The 17,705-nt window shown below is 63.1% G+C and carries 9 protein-coding genes; 6 read left to right on the top strand and 3 right to left on the bottom strand.

The genetic code is table 11. The features are described from left to right. The first annotated feature begins 117 nt into the window (after positions 1-117). The 5 genes from FAX90_RS08600 to FAX90_RS08620 are packed head-to-tail and all read left to right on the top strand — an operon-like array spanning position 118 to position 8,564. On the top strand, positions 118-1,620 hold the full coding sequence (locus FAX90_RS08600) for a tryptophan halogenase family protein (RefSeq protein ID WP_144096996.1): 1,503 nt from the start codon (positions 118-120) through the stop codon (positions 1,618-1,620). Then, a complete protein-coding gene (locus FAX90_RS08605; protein ID WP_144096997.1) occupies positions 1,617-3,473 on the top strand; it encodes an alpha-amylase family glycosyl hydrolase in 1,857 nt (618 codons plus the stop codon). Before FAX90_RS08600 ends, FAX90_RS08605 begins: the two co-directional genes overlap by 4 nt. Further along, the gene (locus tag FAX90_RS08610) at positions 3,470-5,047 is read left to right on the top strand and encodes an alpha-amylase family glycosyl hydrolase (RefSeq protein WP_144096998.1); all 1,578 of its coding nucleotides are present in this window, start codon (positions 3,470-3,472) and stop codon (positions 5,045-5,047) included. The genes FAX90_RS08605 and FAX90_RS08610 overlap by 4 nt, the downstream gene beginning before the upstream one ends. Further along, positions 5,044-7,086 carry a glycoside hydrolase family 97 protein gene (locus FAX90_RS08615; RefSeq protein WP_144096999.1) on the top strand — a complete coding sequence of 681 codons (2,043 nt, stop codon included), beginning with the start codon at positions 5,044-5,046 and terminating at the stop codon, positions 7,084-7,086. The genes FAX90_RS08610 and FAX90_RS08615 overlap by 4 nt, the downstream gene beginning before the upstream one ends. Next, positions 7,083-8,564, top strand: a complete 1,482-nt coding sequence (locus FAX90_RS08620; RefSeq protein ID WP_144097000.1) for a tryptophan halogenase family protein — start codon at positions 7,083-7,085, stop codon at positions 8,562-8,564. The genes FAX90_RS08615 and FAX90_RS08620 overlap by 4 nt, the downstream gene beginning before the upstream one ends. A gap of 3 nt (positions 8,565-8,567) precedes the next feature. On the opposite strand, the gene FAX90_RS08625 is transcribed toward FAX90_RS08620, so the two are convergent. Next, positions 8,568-10,079 (bottom strand): winged helix-turn-helix domain-containing protein, encoded by a 1,512-nt coding sequence (locus tag FAX90_RS08625; RefSeq protein ID WP_144097001.1) that lies wholly within the window; start codon positions 10,077-10,079, stop codon positions 8,568-8,570. A gap of 226 nt (positions 10,080-10,305) precedes the next feature. On the opposite strand from FAX90_RS08625, the gene FAX90_RS08630 reads away from it, so the two are divergent. Further along, positions 10,306-10,671 carry a UrcA family protein gene (locus tag FAX90_RS08630; RefSeq protein WP_144097002.1) on the top strand — a complete coding sequence of 122 codons (366 nt, stop codon included), beginning with the start codon at positions 10,306-10,308 and terminating at the stop codon, positions 10,669-10,671. 6 nt (positions 10,672-10,677) lie between these two features. Here the strand turns inward: FAX90_RS08630 and FAX90_RS08635 are convergent, their stop codons facing one another. Both FAX90_RS08635 and FAX90_RS08640 read right to left on the bottom strand, forming a co-directional pair. Further along, entirely contained in the window at positions 10,678-16,140 is a 5,463-nt protein-coding gene (locus FAX90_RS08635; protein ID WP_144097003.1) for a DUF5801 repeats-in-toxin domain-containing protein, read from the bottom strand. A gap of 427 nt (positions 16,141-16,567) precedes the next feature. After that, positions 16,568-17,701, bottom strand: a complete 1,134-nt coding sequence (locus tag FAX90_RS08640; RefSeq protein WP_144097004.1) for a glycosyltransferase family 4 protein — start codon at positions 17,699-17,701, stop codon at positions 16,568-16,570. Between the last annotated feature and the right edge of the window lie 4 nt (positions 17,702-17,705).

Here is a 17,705-nt window from a genome sequence, read left to right on the forward strand (position 1 = left end):
GGCCGGACTCCTCTCCCTCAATATGGTCCGGCCGGGGATCTTCCTTCATGACGATCCCAGGCAAATCGCTCCGACTCCAGACATCGTGCGGGGCGCAAGAATACAGGGGCCCGTAAGATGGAGCAGACCAGACCCTCGATCCTGATCGCCGGTGGCGGGACTGCCGGATGGATGACGGCGGCCGCGCTGTCGCGCTTCGCGACCGGCCATGACATCGTACTGGTCGAAAGCGAGGCGATCGGCACCGTGGGGGTCGGCGAGGCGACGATCCCCCAGATCCACCTTTTCAACGGCGCGCTGGGCATCGACGAGGCCGAGTTTCTGCGTGAGACCAAGGGCAGCTTCAAGCTCGGCATCGAGTTCGACGGCTGGCTGCGCGAAGGCGATGCCTACATGCATGCCTTTGGCGCGATCGGGCGCGGCGCAGGACTGCTTCCGTTTCAGCATTACTGGCTGCGCGCCCGAAAGCTCGGACTGGCCAAGCCGCTCCAGCGCTATTCGCTCAACGAACTGGCCGCGCGTACCATGCGGATGCAGCGCGGCCGCCGCGCGCCGGGTTCGCCCGAAATGCCCTATGCCTATCACTTCGACGCCGGGCTCTATGCGGCATACCTGCGTCGCTATTCCGAAGCGCGCGGCGTGACGCGGCACGAGGGGCTCATCGCCAGTGTCCAGCGAGATGGCGAAAGCGGCGACATCGCCTCGATCACGCTCGACGACGGACGCGTGCTGTCTGCCGATTTCTTCATCGACTGCACCGGGTTTCGCGGCCTTCTGATCGAAGGCGCGCTGGAAACAGGCTTCGACGACTGGACCAACTACCTGCCGTGCGACCGGGCCATGGCCGTGCCATGTGCAGGCGGCGGGGATTTCACGCCCTATACCCGATCGACCGCACGTCGGGCCGGGTGGCAATGGCGCATCCCGCTGCAGCACCGCATCGGCAACGGCATGGTCTTTTCTTCGGCCCACATGGGTGAGGACGAGGCGGCGTCGATCCTGCTCGCCAACCTTGACGGCGAGGCACAGGGCGATCCGCGCCCGATCCGGTTCCGCACCGGCAAGCGCCGGTTGCACTGGAACCGCAACTGCCTCGCCATCGGCCTTGCCGCCGGATTCATGGAGCCGCTGGAATCGACCAGCATCCACCTGATTCAGAGCGCGATCAGCCGCTTTCTCGCGGTCCTTCCCTCGGGCAAGCCCGGCCAGGCCGTGATCGACCATTTCAACGCGCAGGCCGATTTCGAATGGACGCGCATCCGCGATTTCTTGGTGCTCCACTACACCGCGAACCAGCGGACCGGAGAGCCGTTCTGGGACGCAGTGCGCAACATGGAACTGCCCGCGACGCTGACCGACAAGATCGCGCTATGGCGCGAGGCTGGCTTCATCCCCCGCGAGCACGAGGAACTGTTCACCGAAGTCGCATGGTTCCAGGTCTTTGCCGGACAAGGAGTCGAGGCCGAAGGTCACAACCCCATCGCCGACACGATGGCCGAGGCGGACCTTCGCAATCTGCTCGACGGGACCGAAGCTGCACTGGTCGAGGAAGTGCGCGCCATGCCGCGGCACATCGACTGTTTGCAGCAGACCATCTCCGCAACGAAAGAACCCGCATGACGATCCGCCACGCCCTTCTTGGCAGTCTTGGCGCACTGGCGCTTGCGGGCTGCGCGACGACACCGCCCCCACAGGCCAACGGCACCGGCGAAGTTCGCGTCGACGGCGACTTCCGCCTGCGCGCGCCGTCGGAAGAAGTCGTCTATTTCGTCCTGCCCGACAGGTTCGAGAACGGCGATACCGCCAACGACACCGGCGACTTTACCGGCGACCGGCTGGCGACGGGTTACGATCCCACGGCCAAGGGTTTCTTCCACGGCGGCGACTTGGCGGGCTTGACGCAGCGGCTCGACTACCTGCAGGGCATGGGCGTGACCGCGATCTGGTTCGCGCCGATCTTTCAGAACAAACCGGTGCAAGGGCCCAAGGGCGATGAAAGCGCGGGCTATCACGGATACTGGGTGACGGACTTCACCCGCCCCGACGGGCATTTCGGCACGCGTGAGGAATTCCGCACTTTCGTCGATGCGGCGCATGCGCGCGGGATGAAGGTCTACATGGACATCATCACCAACCACACGGCCGACGTCATCACGTACCGCGAAGTGGGGCCCGACGGCTTTCCCTATCGCAGCCGGGCCGACTACCCCTATTCAACCCGCGGCGACACAGGCGGCGCGCCAATCAATCCCGGATTCAGGGGCGATGGGGACAGCAGCGAGGAAAACTTCGCGAAGCTGACCGATCCGGCCTTCGCCTATACCCCCTATGTCCCTGCGGGCGAGGAAGGGGTGAAAGTCCCCGCCTGGCTCAACGATCCGATCTATTACCATAATCGCGGCAATTCGACCTTCACCGGCGAGGATAGCCGGTTCGGCGATTTCGTCGGGCTGGACGATCTGTTCACCGAACACCCCCGCGTGCGCGAAGGCATGATCGACATCTATGGATCATGGGTCGACGATTTCGGCGTCGACGGGTTCCGCATCGATACCGCCCGCCACGTGGACCCCGGCTTCTGGCAGGAATTCGTCCCCGCGTTGCAGGCCCGCGCCGCCGCGCGCGGCATTCCCAATTTCCACATGTTCGGTGAAGTCTACAAGGATGTGCCCGACAGCGGTTACATCGCGCAGTACACCCGCCGCGACGGCTTGCCCTCCGTGCTCGATTTCGCGTTCCAGGCCGCGATGCGTGACTTGCTGGGCCGCGATCAGGGGACGGTCGTGCTGGCCCAGATGTTCGATGGCGACGTGCTGTACGAAGGGGGCGAGGAAGCGGCGCTGAACCTGCCGACGTTCCTGGGCAACCACGACATGGGCCGCTTCTCGACCCTGATCCGCGAGGATATGCCCGAAATCTCGCAGGAAGAATTGCTCGCCCGCGTCATGCTGGGCCATGCCATGATGATGACCCTGCGCGGATCGCCGGTGATCTACTACGGCGACGAACAAGGCTTCGTCGGCGACGGCAACGACCAGCTCGCGCGCGAGGACATGTTCCCCAGCCGCACCGCGGTCTACAACGACAACGTCCTGATCGGCACCGACGCGACGACGGCGGATGCCAATTTCGACACTGGTCACCCGATCTACCGCCTGATCGGCGAGCTTTCGGCCCTGCGCCGCGCCAATCCCGCCCTGTCGAAGGGCAAGCAGATAGTGCGCGCTTACGAACAGGAACCGGGCCTTTTCGCCGCCTCCCGCTTCGATCCCGAAACGGGGCGCGAATACCTGCTGGCTTTCAACACGACCGCCAATCCGATCACCCGCAACGTCGTCGTCGGGCCCGCCGCCCGCACGTTCCAGACATTGTCGGGCACCTGCCCCGCCGCCGTGACCGCGCCGGGCAGCGCGAGCATTTCGCTCGCGCCTTTCGGATGGGCGGTGTGCCGCATCGAAGAGATTGACCAATGACCGATACCCTCCCCTGGTGGCGCGGCGCGACGATCTACCAGATCTATCCGCGCAGTTTCATGGATTCGAATGGCGATGGCATCGGCGACCTGCCGGGCATTACTGCCAGGCTCGATTATGTCGCGCGGCTTGGCGTCGATGCGATCTGGGTCTCGCCCTTCTTCCTCTCGCCGATGAAGGACTTCGGCTACGACGTGGCCGATTTCCGCGCGGTCGATCCGATCTTCGGCACGCTGGACGATTTCGACGCGCTGGTGAAACGCGCGCATGAACTGGGCCTCAAGGTCCTGATCGACCAGGTCATGTCGCATACCTCGGACGAACACGCGTGGTTCGTCGAAAGCCGGTCCAGCAAGGACAATCCCAAGGCGGACTGGTATGTCTGGGCCGATCCCAAGGACGAGGGTTCGCCCCCGTCGAACTGGCAGTCTGTCTTCGGCGGCCCGGCATGGACCTGGGACGCGCGGCGCAGGCAGTATTACCTGCACAACTTCCTTTCCAGCCAGCCGCAATTGAACGGGCATTGCGCGCAAGTTCAGGAAGCGATGCTGGCCAACTTGCGCTTCTGGCTGGACCGCGGCGTCGACGGCTTCCGCATGGATGCGCTGAACTTTGCCATGCACAACCCGGACCTGACCGACAATCCGCCCGCCTATGACAAGCGCGCGGAACGGACCCGGCCGTTCGATTACCAGCTGCGCATCAACAACCAGTCGCACGCCGACATCCCGGCTTATGTGCGCCGTATTCGCCAGCTGACCGACGAGTACGAAGCGATCTTCACCGTCGCCGAAGTGGGCGGTGACGACGTGGAAGAGGAGATGCGCGCCTTCACGTCCGACGACAAGCATCTCAATTCCACTTACGGGTTCAACTTCCTCTATGCCGAAAAGCTGACCCCCACGCTGGTCTGCAAGGCATTGACCGAGTGGCCGGACGAACCGGGCACGAACTGGCCGAGCTGGGCGTTCGAGAACCACGATGCGCCGCGCGCAATTTCGCGCTGGTGCGCGCCGGAAGATCGGACACGCTTCGCCCTGATGAAGATGGCGCTGCTGGCATCGGTGCGGGGCAACATCATCATCTACAACGGCGAGGAATTGGGCCTTGAACAGGTCGACATTCCCTTCGACCAGCTTCAGGATCCCGAGGCAATCGCCAACTGGCCGCTGACCCTGTCGCGCGACGGCGCCCGCACGCCGATGCCATGGACGCCCGAAGGCGGTTTCACCACCGGCGATCCGTGGCTGCCCTATGGCGAACAGAACCTGGCGAAATCGATCGCCGCGCAGGAAAGCACCCGCGCCTCTTTGCTAAGCCACACGCAGGCGATGCTGGCCCTGCGCAATGCGCATCCCGCGCTGCATCACGGGGCCGTCGTCGACTGCCGCTGCGAAGGCGCGCTGCTGTCCTTCCGCCGGACCTTCGGGGATGAGACCGTCGACTGTTTCTTCAATCTCTCGACCGATCCCATCACGCTTTCCGAAACGCCCGAGGGCGAAATCCTGCTCGCACTAAACGATGCGAGCAGCAGCGAACTTCCCGCATACGGAGCTCTCATCGTCAGCCTATGACCTTTGCCCGCTTTCTGTCCGCTTCGCTTGCCGCAATCGCATTTTCGAGTGCCGCCCTTGCCGGAACCGTCCAGTCACCCGACGGGCGCATCACCGTCACGCTCGACGCCGACGACGAGGGCAAGCCCTTCTACGAGGTATCCCGCGACGGAGAGCTGCTGATCGCCCGCTCGGCCCTTGGCTTCAACTTCACCGACGAGGACCCGCTTCGCCGTGACATGAAAGTCGTGGCCGAGGCGAGCGACAGCGTCGACACGCGATGGGAACAGCCTTGGGGCGAACGCCAGTTCGTCACCGATCGCCACAACGAACTGGCCGTCACTTTCGCGCACAAGACCGACGAAACCCGCGGCTTCACCGTGCGGTTTCGCGCTTTCGACGACGGTATCGGCTTCCGCTATGAATTCGCGGGCCGCGACGATCATCCCGAAACCCGCATCGCCGAAGAACTGACCGAATTCGTCATCGTCCCCGAAGGCACGGCGTGGTGGATTCCGGCGGGCGACTGGAACCGGTACGAATACCTCTATTCCGAAACGCCCATCAGCGAAGTGTCGATGGCGCACACCCCGATGACGATCCGGCTGAACGACGGCACGCACCTGTCTTTCCACGAAGCGGCGCTGGTCGATTATTCGGGCATGTGGCTGCAACGCATGCAGGGCCAGCGTTTTCGCGCCAATCTTGCCCCCTCTTCGCGCGGGGCCAAGGTGGTGCGCACCGACGCCTTCGACACGCCGTGGCGCACGATCCGCATTGCAGGTGACGCGGCGGGCCTTGTCGAGAGCGACCTTGAACTCAATCTAAACGAGCCGAACAAGCTGGGCGATGTCAGCTGGTTCGAACCGGCCAAGTACATCGGCATCTGGTGGGGCATGATCTCCAACCGGTGGACTTGGGCCCAGGGCGACCGGCACGGTGCGACGACAGAGCGGACGAAGCAGTACATCGACTTTGCCGCAAAGCACGGTTTTCGCGGTGTCCTGGTCGAAGGGTGGGACTATGGCTGGGACGGCACGTGGTTCGGCAACGGGCGTGACTTCAGCTTTACCAGGGCATACCCTGACTTCGATATCGAGGCGCTTTCCGCCTATGCGAAAAAGAAGGGCGTGCACCTGATCGGGCACCACGAAACCGGCGGCAACATTGCCAATTACGAAGCGCAGCTTGCCGATGCGATGGCGCTTTACGGCAAGCTGGGCATCGACGTGGTGAAGACGGGCTATGTCGCGGATGCGGGCGGCATCATCGCATGCAACGCCGACATCGCAGACCCTTGCGAAGGGCAGGTCATGGAATGGCATGACGGCCAAAGGCAGGTGCAGCATCACCTGAAGGTCGTGGAAGAAGCGGCCAAAAACGGCGTCGCGGTCAACCCGCACGAACCGGTAAAGGATACCGGCCTTCGCCGCACTTACCCCAACTGGGTCGCCCGCGAAGGCGCGCGCGGACAGGAATACAACGCGTGGGGCGCGTTCAACAACGGGCCGGACCACGAACCGACGCTGGTCTATACCCGCATGCTGTCGGGGCCGATGGACTATACCCCCGGCATTCTCAGCCTTAAGGGCGACAAGGACGTGCCGCTCGCCTCCACTCTGGCGAAACAGCTCGGCCTCTATCTCGCGATCTATTCGCCGATCCAGATGGCGGCGGATTTCATCGAAAGCCTTGCCGACCATCCGCGCGAACTGGAATTCATCAAGGCGGTCCCCGCCGACTGGGCCGAAAGCCACCTGATCGCGGGCGAAGTGGGCGATTACGCGATCTTTGCGCGCAAGGACCGGAACAGCGACGACTGGTACGTCGGCGGCATGAACGACGCGACAGAGCGCGAGGTCACGATCACGTTCGACCACCTCGACGAAGGGCGCACTTATGATGCGACGATCTGGAAAGATGGCCCGGATGCAACTTACCTGTCCGACGCGCGCCACGATATCGCCTATGACGCCCGCAAGGTGCGCCAGGGCGACACGATGACGGTTCGCCTTGCCCCCGGTGGCGGGCTGGCGATCAGGCTGCAGCCGCGCCAGTGAACCAGACTGCCGCCTCTGCCCCTCCGCGCGTGGTGGTGCTTGGCGGCGGCAGCGCCGGGTGGATCACCGCGTGCCTGCTGGCAAAGGAATGGGGCGCCGACCGCGTCACCGTCGTCGAAAGCCCGGAGATCGGGATCATCGGCGTGGGCGAAGGGTCGACGCCGCAATTGAAGGCCCTGTTCGAACACCTCGGCATTGCCGAAGGCGATTGGATGGCCGCCTGCGACGCGACTTTCAAGCTGGGCATCCGTTTCACCGGGTGGAGCGAGCGGGCGGGATACGACAGCTACTTCCACCCCTTCCCCAGCCCGGTCGACCTGCATACCGAACCCGGTTTCGTCCATGCCTGCGCGCTGGCTCGCCGCGGGTTCGAGGCACCGGCCCATCCCGATGCCTGGTTCCTTGCCGCAATGCTGGCCGGGGAAGGCAAGGGGCCGCAGCCATCGGAAAACTTCCCCTTTACGCCGACCTACGGGTACCACTTCGACGCCTATAAACTGGGCGCGTTCCTGCGCGAATGGGCGACCGCGCGCGGGGTCACGCATCTGCCGCTGAAGGTGGAGGACGTGGAGATCGCCAAGGACGGCGACGTCGCCGCGCTTGCCTGTTCGGATGGCACGCGGGTTACCGGCGACATATTCGTCGACTGCTCCGGCTTTCGATCAATCATCGCGCAGCAGGCCTTGCAGGAACCCTTCGTGCCGTTTGCCGACAACCTGTTCAACGACCGGGCGGTCGTCATGCCGACGCCGCGCGGGCCGACCTACAAGCCGCAGACCGAAAGCATCGCGATGAAGGCGGGTTGGCGCTGGTCCATCCCGCTGACGACGCGGGTGGGCAACGGCTACGTCTATTCCTCGCGCCACATCGGCGACGAGGAGGCCGAGGCCGATCTGCGCGCGGCACTAGGTGCCGAGGCTGACGGGGTCGAGGCGCGCTTCCTGAAAATGAAGGTCGGCCGGGTGGAGAAAAGCTGGACCCGCAACTGCCTCGTCGCAGGTCTGGCGCAAGGGTTCATCGAGCCGCTGGAGGCGACTGCGCTGCACATCGTGATCGCCACCGCGCTCGATTTCGTGCGGGCCCATGATGCGGGAGGCGATGCCCGCCGCGACGAATTCAACGCGCGAACGGCAGCGCGCTATGACGCGATCCGCGACTACATCGTCGCGCATTACCGGATGAACCAACGTACCGACACGCCCTACTGGCGCGAAAACGCGGCGAACCAGTCGCTGTCGGACAGCCTGAAGGCGATGATGACGGCTTGGTTCACGCAAAAGGACATCGCGGCGGCCAATGTCGAAATCTACCGCACGCCGCACTACGCCCCGATGAGCTGGCACTGTCTCTTCGCCGGTTACGGGACGTTCCCACCAGCGGCAAAAATGCGCCCGCTTCCCGCCGAACTCGCCCCTGTGCCGATGGCAGAGGCCGAAGCGATACTCGGCGCCAGCGCGCGCAATTTCACGCCGCTATAAGGTTCAGGCCAGCCGGTAATCAGGGCGGGAGCCCGATGCGGCCCAGTATTCGTCCAGCCCAAGTTCTGCCATCAAGCGCCCGAAGCGAGGATCGGCACGCATGGCTGCGGTGACGGGTTCGAACAGCTGGCGCGTGTTGCGCCGGTCGAGCGAGATACCTCCGTCCGGCGTGAAGTCCGGCACGCGATAGCCGCGGCTGAAATAATAGGCATCGGCAACTTCGAAAGCCGCATCCACGCGGTCAAGCGCGCTCAACCCCCGCATCGAAAGTTCCGCTTCGTAGACGCAGATCTTCGCCCGTTCACGCAGCATCTGGGCCGCCTTCTTGACCTGCTCTGGCTCGCGCGTTTGCAGGGCGGCTGCCAGTGTCTCAAACCGTGCGACCCGGTCGGGGAAAGTGCCGGTGGGCGCGTTTCGCGTGTCATGGGACAAGGCAATCGCCGCCCCGACGTCCCCGCTGAAAAGCTTGATATAAAGCCGGGTAAGCCAGATCGAAATCTGCGTCGGGTATAACGAGGCAGCCTCCACCATCTCGCGCTCCGCATCTTCGGCCAGCCCTGCGCTCCACAAGGCGCGGATCATGTTGTTGCGATCCGCAGGCGTCAGTGGCCCGTCGGGAAGACTACGGTAAAGCGCCACGGCCTCGCCATTGCGGCCGACGAACTGCAAGGTATTGGCCGTGCAGACGATCGCGTCGTAATTGCCGGGCTCCACCTTCATCGCGCGTTGCTGGCACTGTTCGCGTTCAAGATAACTTCCTACGCAAGGGAGCGAGACCGAAACCGCGATCTCGGCACAGGCATTGCCCGGGTCTAGCTCCAGCGCCTGCCGCGCCGCAGCCATCGCGCGGGTGCGCATGACATCGGCCTCTGCCCGCACGCGCGTGTGCGACACCAACCCATAGCCCAGCCCCAACCTGCCCCAGCCGTCGGCAAAGCCCGGGACTTCGCCGACGACGTTCTTCAACAATCCGATCGCCTGGTTCTGCGCATCGCGGGTCTCCTGTCCCAGAAGCTGTCGCGACTGTTCGAGGAGCGCCAGGATTTCAGGCGAAATACGCTCTCGCCCGCGCTTACCGACGAATATCCCGGCACCGCCCAGCACGGCCAGCGCCAGAGACGCGGCAAGAACCTGCCTGCGAGAAACCGAACCCTCGGGCGCGAGCGGTGTTTCGACCGTATCGCCAAGCACCAGCCGGTATCCGACCTTTTGAAGGGTCTCTATCCGGGCGGCCCCGTCACCGACCCTGGCCAGCGCCTTGCGCAGGCGGGAAATGACGCGGTTCAGGGCATCTTCGCCGACGATCCGGCCATTCCAGCAAGTTTCTATCAAGTCGTCCCGCGTGACGATTTCGCCATCGACGCGCGCAATCGCGATAAGCACCTGCATGACCCGGTGTTCAAGAACGATGCGATCGCCATCGGGTCCGACAAGTTCACGCGTGCGCGGAAGGACGGTCAGCGGTCCTGCCGTGAAATCCGGCTCATGCGCCAGTTCGATCGTGTTTGCCGCCATCACTCATGGCCCGAAGCGTGTTCGAATTGATGACCTGTAATTTACGACGACGCCCCGTTTCGAGTCAACGAGAGCACGGGCGCTACAAGTCTGGCGTGAAGTATTTCCAATGGAAATCAGGCATTTTTCATAAATCCATCAGCTAAAAATCAGGTCCTGATCATGGCGAAAACACGCCAACTGTCCGACCCTTTCGCTGGCTCTATTGCGATGAAGGGGAACAATCATGTTGTACCGTGCAATTTTCATAACGCTCGCCTGCGCGGCGACGATTTCGGCAAGCCAGGCCAGTGCCGAACCATTGAACGTTTCTGCGACGCGGATGGTCAGGGTCAGCTACGCCGACCTACGCCTCGACACGCAGGACGGGCTGATCACCTTGCGGAAACGCGCGCGCGAAGCGGCCAAACAAGTCTGCGGCTTCAACGAATGGCCGTTGGAAATGGCGATCGTGCGCCACACCTGCCTCAAGGCCGTGATGCGCAACGCCGACGGCCAGATCGAGAGAGCGGCAACACTGACGCAAACGCCGCCGGCAATGGCGGATGCAGACCCGCACCCGAAAACCATAACCCTTGCGGTGCGCCGCTGAGCGGCCTCAGGCAATCGGCGCCAGTTGCATGGCAGCCAGTTCCGTCGCATCCGGCGCAAACGACACGTCGATCGGTGTCGTGATCTGGCTGTCGCCGTCGCCGTCTATGCCGATCTCGAACGAGAACGCGGAGGCGTCCATGTCCGCATCGCGAAGCGCCGCGTCGAATTCCAGCACGTAGTCCGGCGGGTTGCGCAGGATCTCGATATCGCCAAGCCCGATCTTCACCGCTTCGCCGTCCAGGTTCTTGATCTCGACATATGCGAACGGATTGTTGGCATTGGTTTCCACGACGATGGCTTCGTTCTTGCCAATCGTGTCGCCGCCCGTGTCGACCACGTTCCCCTGGGCATCGTAGGCCACCCACTCGTAGCTGAAGCCCTGTGCCGTCTTCGTGCCGATGATGATCCCGGTGATCGGCGTCGGATCGGCGTCGGGTCCGTTCTCGTACAGGCTGAAGGCCAGGATCTCGCCGCTGTCGAGGTTGCCGTTGTCGACACCGACGTTGAGATTGCTCTCGTTGACGGCCTCTCCCTCGTCCGGGTCGCCGACGCCATCGTCGTTGGCATCGTCGAAGCCGGATATCCGGACGAAGTCGCCATCGCCCCCGTTGAGGACACCAACATCGATGAAATTCGTGTCCGGCCCGCCCGCCTTGATGTTCGATGTGTCGAGTTCGGTGCTGCTGCCAAGAAACGCGGACAACATCTCGAAGTAGTAGTTCGCCGTTCCCGCGCCGTCGTCAGCGATGGATAGCTCGTAAAGATCGACGCCCTTGTACGATCCGATGATTTCATGTTCCCCGACCACGCCGTCGCCATCGACATCGGCATAGCGCCAGCTGAACCCGCTGGCATCGGCGCTGTCCTTGCCGCCCGGCGCATCGGTGATGAGCCAAGAGTAGTCCTCGTCCTGGACACCGCCGAAGCTGAACCCGTCCGCATCGCTCAGCGTGTCGCCCACGACGTTGTCGGCGAAATAGGTCGTGTCGGAGGAATAGCTGTCGATCTCTGACGTGGTGACCCAGGGGCCATCGTCCTCGACGTAGAAGACATTCGCGCCCAGCTGCATGTCAGCATAGGCTGAATCGCCGTCGGCATCGGTGACAGTCTGGCGCAGGGCGAGTGTTTCGCTGCCCGCGACGGTCAGGACGATACTTTCATCGTCCAGCGTTTCATCCGGGTGCCACAAGTCGTCGTAGTCCGCGCCGAACTGGAAGGTGACCTTGCCGAAGTCCGGTCCCGCCGCCGTCTCGACCGAAATGACGATGATCTCGTCGTAATCCGGTGTTCCCTCACCGCCCGGATCATCACCCGTGTAGCCGATGACCGTGCCGGAATCCTGCTGGTAAAGCTTGACCTCCTCACCCTTGGCACCGTCCGCGCCCAGCGTGAACAGCCCGGAGCCGACCCCGTCGAGGCTGAGCACCAGCGAATAGCCGGTGGTACCCGGCAGATCGGTGCCGAGAGCCTGGTTGATGAAGAGTGCGCCCAGATTGGCTGTCGCCGTGGTCGTTCCGGCGGCCGCATTGCCCGGACCGCCGGGATCAGTTCCGACGCTTTCGTCCAGGTACAGCTTCGTGGGTGTCTGCGCGGTTCCCGCCTTGGGGCCGTCATCCTCGACGTAGAACACCCCGATGCCAAGGCCCATGTCGGCAGTGTCCTTGTCGCCATCGGCATCGGTGAGCGTCTGGCGCAGGACGAGGTCGCCCGCGGCGTCCAGCTTCAGCTCGGCCGCATCGTCGTCACTGCCGGTACCGCTGTGCCAGATGTTGCCATAGTCGGCATGATCGATGCTGAAAGTGACCTTGCCGAAGTTGGCGCTGGTATCGTCGTTGTCGACCGCGATCGACAGGTAGGTGTCGCCATAGGCGGTGCCGATGATCTGGCTGCCCGAGGTGTAGAGCAGAATCTCGTCACCCTTGCCGCCGCTGACCGGATCGATGGCGTAGAGGCCCGACCCGTCGCCTTCGGTGGCGAGGACGAGCGTGTAGCCGGTCGATCCGGGAAGGTCCGTCCCGTACGCGCCGCCGGTAAACAGAGCGCCGAAGTCGGCAGACGCCGTTACTACATCGGCATCGGCCATGCCTGCGCCGCCATCGGGATCGGTGCCGACGCTTTCATCGACATAGAGCTTGGTCGGCGTGCCGGGCGTGCCTGCCTTGGGTCCGTCGTCCTCGACATAGAAGACCCCGATGCCGAGGCCCATGTCGGCAGTATCCTTGTCGCCATCGGCATCGGTAAGCGTCTGGCGCAGCACGAGGTCGCCCGCGGCGTCCAGCTTCAGTTCGGCCGCATCATCGTCGCTTCCGGTGCCGCTGTGCCATATGTTGCCATAGTCGGCATGGTCGATGCTGAAAGTGACCTTGCCGAAGTCACCGCTGGTATCGTCGTTGTTGACCGCGATCGACAGGTAGGTGTCGCCATAGGCGGTGCCGATGATCTGGCCGCCCGAGGTGTAGAGCAGAATCTCGTCACCCTTGCCGCCGCTGACCGGATCGATGGCGTAGAGGCCTGATCCGTCGCCTTCGGTTGCGAGGACAAGCGTATAGCCGGTCGATCCGGGCAAGTCCGTACCATATGCGCCGCCCGTGAACAGAGCGCCGAAGTCGGCAGAAGCCGTCACCACATCGGCATCGGCCATGCCTGCGCCGCCATCGGGATCGGTGCCGACGCTCTCATCGACATAGAGCTTGGTCGGCGTACCGGGCGTTCCCGCCTTGGGGCCGTCGTCCTCGACATAGAATACCCCAATGCCGAGGCCCATGTCGGCAGTATCCTTGTCGCCATCGGCATCGGTGAGCGTCTGGCGCAGGAGGAGGTCGCCCGCGGCGTCCAGCTTCAGTTCGGCCGCATCGTCGTCACTGCCGGTGCCGCTGTGCCAGATGTTGCCATAGTCGGCATGGTCGATGCTGAAAGTGACTTTGCCGAAGTTGGCGCTGGTATCGTCATTGTCGACCGCGATCGACAGGTAGGTGTCGCCATAGGCGGTGCCGATGATCTGGCCGCCCGAGGTGTAGAGCAGAATCTCGTCACCCTTCCCGCCGCTGACCGGATCGATGGCGTAGAGGCCCGACCCGTCGCCTTCGGTGGCGAGCACGAGCGTGTAGCCGGTCGATCCGGGAAGGTCCGTCCCGTACGTGCCGCCGGTAAACAGAGCGCCGAAGTCGGCAGAAGCCGTCACCACGTCAGCATCGGCCATGCCTGCGCCGCCATCGGGATCGGTGCCGACGCTTTCATCGACATATAGCTTGGTCGGCGTGCCCGGCGTGCCTGCCTTGGGTCCGTCGTCCTCGACATAGAAGACACCGGCGCCAAGATCGACGTAGGCGGAATCGCTGTCGCCTTCCGGCACCGGGTCGCTATCGGGATCGAAGTCGCCGTCCACCAGCATCTGGACAAGGCGCAAGTGTTCGCCGGTACCGACCGTCAGGCTGACGTCGTCGTCGGCATCGCCATCGGCGAAATCGGAGTGCCAGACATTCGCGTAATCTGCGCCCAGGGCAAAGGTCACTTCGCCGAATTCGGCATCTGCGGAATTGTTTTCGACCGAGATCACGAAGATCGTCTGGTAAACCGGGCTGCCTTCACCGCCCGGACTGTCCCCGGTATAGCCGATGATCGTCTGATCGTCCTGCTGGTAAAGCTTGACCTCCTCGCCCTTGCCGCCAGAAGTATCGATGACGAAGATGCCCGATCCCGTGCCATCGGTGCTGAGGTCGAGCGTATAGCTGGTCGTTCCGGCCCCGTCGGTGCCATGGTCGGAACCAGAGAACAGTGCCGCATAAGTCGCCGAAGTCGCGCTTACCGTATCGGCGGGCGCGTTGCCTGTCCCGCCATCGGGATCGGTGGTTTCGCTCTCGTCCAGATAGAGCGCGTCCGGCGTGCCGGAAGCGACCGCATCGGGGCCGTCGTCGTCCACCAGCAAAGGCGCGGCTGCACTGGTGACCGTGCCTTGCGAGATGTCGACACGCCCGATGTCGAAGGCATTAGTGCCTTTCAGGCCCTGCACCGTGAAGCGGTTGAAGGTCGATCCATCCTCGGCAAAGAACTCGATCGTATCGGCCGTCGTGACGCCCGATATCTCAAGGTAATTGTCGGTGATGTTGACGTGGATGCCGCCCTGCGTCGTATCGTTCGATCCTTCGTCGATATCCCAGACCAGCGGGTCCTGACCCTCGCGGTAGAGCACAACGCGATTGAGATCGATCGCGGTATCATCATTCAGTGCGGTTTCGGCGTCCTCGTCATAGGGGCCGGTGCCGCTGGTATTGATATAGGCCTTGCCCGTTTCGGGGTCGAGCGTCGCGGTCGACTTGTCGGCGTCCGCTTCCCAGGCCGCGAGCCTGAACGTGGCGGTGCCGCCTTCGGTCTGCGAGATGAAGATCTTCGCGCTCGGCGCGTTGATGTAACCGGTGTAGTCGACGTCGTCGATATCGATGCCCGTCGCCTGACCCGTCCCGGAATCCTCCAGCGGCTGAAAGCCGGTGACCAGCGTGAAGACGCCGATTGAGCCATCGGTTGGCTGTCCCTTGTCCTTGGGGCCGTCCACGAAGTGCTGGGCGTTGATGCCGATGGTTGCACCGATGCCACCCTGGCTGGTGTTCACGGTGTCGGACGGGTCCTGCCCGCCCTTGACCAACTGGCCATCCTTGCTGCCGCCGTCATGGACATTGAGGTCATGGCCCGTGACGAGCAGGCCTTCGCTACCGTCACCGACAGCGACCCACAGGAAGTTGCCCGAATCTAGATTGTCGAAGTCGAACGACAGGCTGCCAGCGACGCTGATGTTCACCACGTCGGCAAAGCTGATGAAGTCGTCCGGGTCGGTAAAATCGGGGTGGTTGATCGGCATGAAGGTGATCATCTCGACCTTCACGGTGAATTCGGCAGGCGGGACATCGCCGGTATAGCTCGGCTCCATGTAGAAAGCCGCGACCAGGTCGCCGGCCCCTTCGACACTGCTTGTCGTGGCGAGCAGGATACGGCCGCCCTCCGACGCCACAGACCACAGGTAGATGTTGTCGCCCGCCGCGGTGAGCAAGTCCTCTCCGTTCCAGGTGGCCTTGTCTCCATCGAACAGGTTGCCCGATCCATCGCCGAAATAGACGCTCTTGATCGTCTCTCCGCCCGACGCGGTGACGGTTGCGAAAGTCGGCGAACTCGCCCCGCCGACATCGGCGGCAAAGGCGATCAGGTCATCGTCGAGAAGCGAGCCGTTAAGGGTGTTGAGATAGTCCAGAAACGGCTCGGCAAGCGTTCCTGCACCGGTGACAAGCGCGTCGTCGGCGCCTTCATCGGAGCCGCCATCGGCGTTGGCCAGGACGTAAAGCGGAACGTCGTCATCGTCATCGTCGTCGTCCGCCCCCGTCGGCCGATCAGGATCGCTGTCCTGAACGCCAGAGGTCTGGTCGAGCTTCAGCGTGTCTTCGACGCCGTCACCATCGAGAAAAGATATCGAAATCGTCATGATCGCCCCCCGCAAACATGCCTGATCCAGTCGATCCGAAAAGATCCGGATCGGATTTCAGCAAATCGCCCGAGTCAAAAAGACATGAGATAACAGTCCATTGGTTCATGAGAACACAATGGCAGTACCACAGCCACGACTCGGAAAAGTAGGTTAAAAGTTAACCACGATTGTTAACTTAACTCAAGCAAAGATGAGTCTTGCATCAATTTCAATCATCTGTTGCTTTATTTGCGCGTGACTACTTCGACTAGGATGCAGATTTGTTCTGACAGTCGTGAAGCCGCAAATGTCTGCAAACAGGGCGAATGTCGCGAAGTGTCGCCAGCGGCCGGTTGTCGTATGCTCGACATAAAGGGGCGCTAGCTGTTTCGCGATTGCGTTGGGTCGGTGTAGGCGCTGAAACCGCACCCAGGCGTTCGCTGGACTACGATCGGGCGTAATTCGCGAGGAGATCGCGATAGACCTCGGCGACACTGTCGGACGCACGATCCCAGCTGTACGCCGAACTTGCTGCCCGGGCCCGCTCTCCCATGCCAAGACGTATGGCCGGGCCTGAGATGAGGCTCTCGAGCGCGCAGATATACTCTCCGACCGCCTTGGGGCGACAAAGCAGGCCAGTGACTCCGGGCTCGATAAGGGCCCTTGCGCTGGGAGCATCCGCACTGACGACCGCAAGGCCGCTCGCCATCCCTTCGAGCATGACCTGGCCGAAGGTCTCCGTCGTGCTGGGGGCCAGCATGATGTCCGCGCTCGCCACGGCCCTCGCCAGTTCTTCGCCTTCGAGGTGGCCGGTCAGGACTGCGCGGCCGATCCCTTCGAATTCGGAACCTGCCGGTCCGGCGCCGACGATCAGCGCGCGAACATTCGCGCGATGGCCAAGGCCCGCAAGCACGTCGCGATAGATGTCGATCCCCTTTTCCTTGACCAGTCGCCCGAAGAAGAGGACCGCGACTTCATCGTCTGCGATACCATGTGCCCGCCGCCAGACCATGTCGCGCCTTGAGGGTGAAAAGAACTCTCGATCGATGCCCCGGCTCCACACGCTCGCACGCGTATCCGCGCCAAGTCGCTGAAGGTCCGAGACCAGTGCAGGCGTCGGGGCAAAGACATGATCTGCCCGGCGATAGAACCGGTTCAAATGCGCTTCGGCGAGCGGCCTGAGCCAGTCGATGCCGTAATATGCGAGGTACGTCTCGAACAGCGTGTGCATGCTGGCCACCTGCACGATGCCGCGCGAAATCGCCCAGCTTTGGGCGCGAGTGCCGAGGATATCGGGGGTCGAGACGTGGACGATCTGTGGGTCGAAACGGTCGAGGTCCTCCCTCGCCGCGCGGGGCAGGCCCAGCGCAAGCCGGAATTCGCTGCGCACCGGCAAGGCAATGGACGATACCGGCACCAGCGTTCCCTCCGGCTCGAATGCAGGCGTATCGGTGACCGGCGAATAGACGCGCACGGTGCAACCGGCCTTGCGCTCAAGATAGCCGACGAGCTTGTTGAGCGCGCGATTGGCACCTTCGCGCAGGTAATTGTAATTTCCGGAAAAAAGCGCGACCCGCATGGCT

The organism is Croceicoccus sediminis, assembly GCF_007570835.1.
GTDB lineage: Bacteria > Pseudomonadota > Alphaproteobacteria > Sphingomonadales > Sphingomonadaceae > Croceicoccus > Croceicoccus sediminis.

What these genes read in the sequence shown, in the direction of transcription:
- FAX90_RS08600 (WP_144096996.1), top strand. Translation starts at nt 118, where the DNA reads ATGGAGCAGACCAGACCCTCGATCCTGATCGCCGGTGGCGGGACTGCC.
- FAX90_RS08605 (WP_144096997.1), top strand. Translation starts at nt 1,617, where the DNA reads ATGACGATCCGCCACGCCCTTCTTGGCAGTCTTGGCGCACTGGCGCTT.
- FAX90_RS08610 (WP_144096998.1), top strand. Translation starts at nt 3,470, where the DNA reads ATGACCGATACCCTCCCCTGGTGGCGCGGCGCGACGATCTACCAGATC.
- FAX90_RS08615 (WP_144096999.1), top strand. Translation starts at nt 5,044, where the DNA reads ATGACCTTTGCCCGCTTTCTGTCCGCTTCGCTTGCCGCAATCGCATTT.
- FAX90_RS08625 (WP_144097001.1), bottom strand. Translation starts at nt 10,079, where the DNA reads ATGGCGGCAAACACGATCGAACTGGCGCATGAGCCGGATTTCACGGCA.
- FAX90_RS08630 (WP_144097002.1), top strand. Translation starts at nt 10,306, where the DNA reads ATGTTGTACCGTGCAATTTTCATAACGCTCGCCTGCGCGGCGACGATT.
- FAX90_RS08635 (WP_144097003.1), bottom strand. Translation starts at nt 16,140, where the DNA reads ATGACGATTTCGATATCTTTTCTCGATGGTGACGGCGTCGAAGACACG.
- FAX90_RS08640 (WP_144097004.1), bottom strand. Translation starts at nt 17,701, where the DNA reads ATGCGGGTCGCGCTTTTTTCCGGAAATTACAATTACCTGCGCGAAGGT.